General features: G+C 38.2%; 2 protein-coding genes and 1 pseudogene. All 3 read right to left on the bottom strand.

The genetic code is table 11. From position 1 onward, the window contains the following. Positions 1–906: 906 nt before the first annotated feature. A pseudogene (locus tag AFK68_RS38850) lies at positions 907–1,761 on the bottom strand (low-complexity protein); the annotation flags it as partial. Positions 1,762–2,385: 624 nt separating this feature from the next. After that, complete coding sequence (gene groL / locus AFK68_RS13605) at positions 2,386–4,059, bottom strand: chaperonin GroEL (protein ID WP_094673269.1); 1,674 nt, start codon at positions 4,057–4,059, stop codon at positions 2,386–2,388. 1,099 nt (positions 4,060–5,158) lie between these two features. Next, positions 5,159–5,750, bottom strand: a 592-nt coding sequence (locus tag AFK68_RS13600; RefSeq protein WP_168186458.1) for a DMT family transporter, incomplete at its 5' end; no start/stop codon positions are given.

Genomic DNA, 5,750 nt, shown 5'->3' with positions numbered 1-5,750 from the left:
TTCTAGCCCCCATTTCAACGCCTGCTCATAAATCAAAACTTTTGTCCCACCAACATTAGTAGTAACAGACATCTCTACCTGTAACTTCTTATCTCGGTGCATTGCCACTAGCAAATATAACAACAGAGGTTCCCGCGCCAACTCCTTAACCTGCTCCGGACATTGTTGACTGTGCAAAAATTCCCGAAACTTTTCTGTTCTCGCTTCCCTTACAACCATCTGCCACTTTTTAAACCACTGTTGCTGAATATCATCACCCATTGGCAAAATACTTACCCGCTCTAAATTAGATGGCATCAACCTTTCAATACCATAAAGTGCCAAAGGTCTACCCGTAATCAACACCCGATGACCGCGCTCCTTATTTTCCCCTGCTCGTTTCTGAAACTGTGCCACCTGGTCTAAAAACACCTTCAAGTCATTACTCGCTCCCCGCTCCAACAATAACTCATCAAACCCATCCAGCAAAAACAGAAACCGAGTATTGCGGTCTGTCAACCAACCGCTATCAGTCTTCACAAAATCCCAACCCACAGCATCAGCTAAAGTCTCATCAATATTCGCAGCAAAATTTCTGACATCCCGCAACCGAATCAAAATAGGCGTATAAATAGGATGTAATTCCCGGCGCACCCAGTCAGCAAACATCCGGCAAAATACACTTTTTCCTCTTCCCGGCCCTGCTTGAATAAATAACACCTGTTTGTCTTTCTTTTTATCCACCAAAATTGTTTTTGCCCACTCCTCAATATTCTGAGATGTTGTTGTTTCTTGAACCTTCCCATCGGACTTAACAGATTTAACTTCTAGTGGCACATAAATTTGCCGAAAATAGAAATTTTCATCAAATACTTTTTCCTGTGGTTTAGTAGCGATGTTGTCTTTCAAATAATTATCAATACTGCNAGATGTTGTTGTTTCTTGAACCTTCCCATCGGACTTAACAGATTTAACTTCTAGTGGCACATAAATTTGCCGAAAATAGAAATTTTCATCAAATACTTTTTCCTGTGGTTTAGTAGCGATGTTGTCTTTCAAATAATTATCAATACTGCCATAAACTTCCAAATCTTGCTGCCAACCATCCCCATAAATTCCAGCTAATTTTTTAGCATCATCTTTCACCTTTACCACCGCTTCTTTCATATAACGATGCGTACTGCGAGAGATTCTTTCAGTGACAATTTTGGCAGTATTTTCATCTAAACCAGATTCTTTTAAACGTGCAAATAAAATATCATCAAACTTTTTTCTCAAGGGAGAATCATAAAAACAAATCAAAGTATTCTTAGCATCTCTGTCATTAAAATTAATATCTTCATCCAACTTATTAATCTTTTTTTGTACCGCTTCCGAAGCCTCAGTTTCTGTCAGCCTCTCCGATATTTCTGGATGTTCTATAAAAAATTGTCTAAAACTTTCTAAATAAGCTACCTGAGCCACCAACTGCACCGCATCTTCCAACGTTGGTTCCCGCCGACTTTGTTTAACAATATAAGCAATAATTCCTGTTGCAATAGGCAAAAAAGGTAAACTCTCCTTTACAACTTTTCCTAGGGGAGAATTTAACACATCCAAAACAGAATCAATATTTTCAATAAAAGGTTTTAATTCCTTAGCATCCTTATTTTCTTGTAATGCTTTTGCTATTTCAAAAAGTGCCTTACTAGCTTCAACTCCACCTGTAACAATTCCGGAAGAATTGAATTTTATTTCTGTGTTTAGAACTTGCCAAATATTGCGCCAAAGTTTACCAGCCATAATTACTCTAAATATTAATATTAATTAGACTAATTATAACATTCTCAAATTTATATCATGATCCACTTGGCAACGGAAGTGTTATAAGAAACCGGGTTTGTCGGAGGTCGATGGTAGGGACGTTGCATGCAACGTCCGTACAAGGGCATTTGATACAAACCCGGTTTCTATGCTTTTTTTAAAGTTCGTAGAATTGCTCTAGCCCTAACTATAGATAAGGCTGAGAGCTATACTACAAACAAAATTTTTTTGATCACTAATCATCAGGACATGATATAATATGAAATCCGATTGAACACTCGTCATTGCGACGATAGGAAGCAATCTCCTGAGACCCCTGAGATTGCTATCCGTTCCGGAATGCTCCGCAAACCTTCCACTCCGTTCCACTCGCAATGACACAGGCTATAGTAATCATCAGGACATGATATAAGTGGACAAGCTGGAAGCTTGTGCTACAAAATAATTAAGGGTGCGCTACTAGAGCAACACCCCTTGATCAACAGGCTAACTTATATATAGCACTACAGAAAAGTGTTAGGACATTAATAAAATTAAAATCCTTTACAAACTATTGTTTGGACTTGAGCTGATAGCTGATAGCCGATAGCTGATGGCTAGAAATTACATCATTCCCATACCAGGCATTCCCATGCCACCCATACCGCCCATGCCGCCCATGCCGCCCATACCGCCATCCATATCAGGCGCAGCAGCTTTCGGCTCTGGTTTCTCAACAACTACAGCTTCAGTAGTTAATACCATACCAGCAATAGAACCAGCATTTTGCAACGCGGAACGTACCACCATTGCTGGATCGAGAATACCAGCACTAATCATATCTTCGTATTCGCCAGTTAAAGCATTATAACCAACACTGAAATCAGTAGAACGTACTTTCTCTACAACTACGGAACCTTCAGCACCAGAATTATCTGCAATTTGACGCAAAGGAGCTTCTAAAGCACGCTTCACAATATCAGCACCAATTTGCTCTTCATCTGTTAAGCTACCTTTTAGCTCATCAATTTTAGTAGACAAGTGAATTAAAGTAGTACCACCACCAGGTACAATACCTTCTTCAACAGCAGCTTTTGTCGCATTCAAAGCATCTTCAATGCGTAACTTCCGGTCTTTGAGTTCAGTTTCTGTAGCAGCACCAACTTTAATTACTGCTACACCACCAGCTAATTTAGCGATGCGCTCTTGTAATTTCTCTTTATCATAGTCAGAGTCGCTCTCTGCAAGCTGTTTGCGAATTTGACCAATCCGCTTTTTCACTTCTTCTGCTGTATCCCCACCAGCAACAATAGTTGTATTATCTTTATTAATAGTAATTTTGCGACCAACACCCATCATATCTAAGTCTGCCATCTCTAGACTCAGACCAACTTCTTCGGAGATGAGTTGACCACCTGTAAGAATAGCAATATCTTGGAGCATAGCTTTACGGCGATCGCCAAAACCAGGAGCTTTCACAGCAGCAACATTTAGTACACCCCGTGCTTTATTCACAACCAAAGTAGCTAAAGCTTCCCCTTCAATATCCTCAGCAATAATTAATAAAGATTGACCAGCACGAGCAACCTTTTCCAATACCGCGACTAAATCCTGAATAGAAGAAATTTTCTTGTCAGTAATTAAGATACGAGCATTTTCAAAATCTACTACCAAACGCTCTTGATCAGTTACAAAATAAGGGGAAAGATAACCACGGTCAATTTGCATCCCTTCCACAACTTCCAATTCTGTAGAAAGAGACTTAGATTCTTCAACGGTAATTACCCCATCCTTGGTAACTTTATCCATTGCTTCAGAAATCATTTTCCCTACTTCTGCATCACCACCTGCGGAGACTGTGGCAACTTGAGCGATCGCTTCTCCTTCTACTGGTTTAGCAACTGTTTCTATTTCTTGAACTAACTGATTAACAGTTTTCTCAATCCCTTTACGCACTGCTACTGGATTTGCGCCAGCAGCTACGTTTTTGAGACCTTCTTTAATCATAGATTGAGCTAAAACTGTAGCGGTAGTTGTGCCATCTCCAGCAATATCTTTAGTTTTAGATGCCACTTCTTGAATTAATCTAGCCCCTGTATTTTCTAGAGGATCTTCTAATTCAATATCCTTCGCTACGGTAATCCCATCATTAACAATCTGGGGAGCGCCAAATTTTTTCTCTAATAATACATTTCTACCCTTTGGCCCCATAGTGATTCTTACCGCATCAGCTAGGCTATTGATTCCACGTTCTAGAGCGCGTCTGGATTTATCATCAAATTCTACAATTTTGGCCATATAATTTCTCCTATTGCTTCCAAATAAAAATTTAGCACTCTAAACTATTGAGTGCTAGTTCGTGGAAACCGTACATTAAGGTAAGGAAGAAGGAAGAAGGAAGAAGTTAGAAGGAAGAAGTTATACCAATTTTATAAATGTTTATTACAAGTAGTAGAAGCAAGGAAGAAGGAGGAAGTCATTTCAGTTAGCCTCCTGCGGAGGAACTGCGTTAACAGTTATCAGTGAACCTCAGACCTTAGTNGAAGGAAGAAGGAAGAAGGAAGAAGTTAGAAGGAAGAAGTTATACCAATTTTATAAATGTTTATTACAAGTAGTAGAAGCAAGGAAGAAGGAGGAAGTCATTTCAGTTAGCCTCCTGCGGAGGAACTGCGTTAACAGTTATCAGTGAACCTCAGACCTTAGTCGGAGGCTTGAAATACTGAGTTAAATATTTTTTCATCCCCTTAAAAGGTGAAGCTTTGGACCTGATTTTTTGGTAAGAAATATTGAGGAAAAGAGCAAAAATGATAGATATAGCCGTTTATAATTAATTTCAGCAGTTATTTTTAACTATCTATGATATGTAAAAAATAGCTTTTCCAATCTATTTTAGATTGCTATCTCTATCATTTTATCCTTTTTGATCGATATTTACTCCTTCTGTCCTAGATAACTAAAGCGTTATTTCTTCCTCCTTAACTCATTAAGATATGAAATTATTAGACTAGCTATAGCAATCCTATTTTATTCGTGGCAAAAATCTTGCTGCTTTTTAGGCAAGAGGCAACAGGCAACAGGCAACAGGTAAGAGTTTCAAATTTTTTATTTACTTTTTAATTTATCACAACCTATGCACGGATTGCTATATTACAGCGCTTTTCAGATTGATAAACCACATCCTCACAACCAAAACCTTGTAGGGACTAACCATGGTTAGTCCCTACTGTGGTCTACTCAAATGAAAACTGCTGTAAGATTACATAACTGCAAAAAAAAATCCTTAATTGAACAGTATTGATATATTAAACTCATATACTTTTCTTCTCCCTTTTTTCTTCCCTCTTCTCTCCTAGATAACTTCTTGCTTCTTCCTTATCTCCTAAATAACTTCTTGCTTCTAACTTCTTCCTTCTTCCTTCTTCCTTCCAAACATTCTTTCAAAACTCATTGCAGCAACACCAATAATTACCAAGATTATGCCAAAAACCTGTTTCACTCCTAATACTTCTCCAATAGTAAAAAGGGCAAGTAAAGCAGTTAAAGCAGGACCAAAAGTACCAATAATAGATGCTCTTGCAGCTCCAGCAAATCTAATAGCAAAACTATTTAATACATAGCTAGAAAGTGTTAAAATCCCCAGAAAAATACCACCAACAATTAAACCAGACCATACAGTAGTATCTATATTAGCCGACCATTCTATAGGTTTAGGCATAATTAAACCTAAAGCAGAAAATACAAAAATTCCAGCGAAATTAATTAAACTAAATGGAATAGGATGAAGCTTTCCTGCGGACATTTGTGTTAGTAAAACATATCCAGAAAAAGTAATACCAGCACCTACTCCAGCCAAAACTCCTTGTTGATAATTACCAGTGCCACTAGGAAGAACTAAAATTGCTCCCAAACCAATAATAACCATCGCACAAGTCCTTACAATAGAAGGGCGATCGCCAAATAATACCCAAGATAATAAAACAGTAATAATT

The organism is Hydrocoleum sp. CS-953, from assembly GCF_002260545.1.
In the GTDB taxonomy this organism is placed as follows: domain Bacteria; phylum Cyanobacteriota; class Cyanobacteriia; order Cyanobacteriales; family Microcoleaceae; genus Trichodesmium.
Note: the sequence above shows the minus strand (reverse complement) of the source record. Positions and strands in the feature narration are given on the sequence as shown.

Excerpts from the sequence above, each read along its gene's own strand:
- groL (WP_094673269.1), bottom strand. The coding sequence starts at position 4,059 with ATGGCCAAAATTGTAGAATTTGATGATAAATCCAGACGCGCTCTAGAA.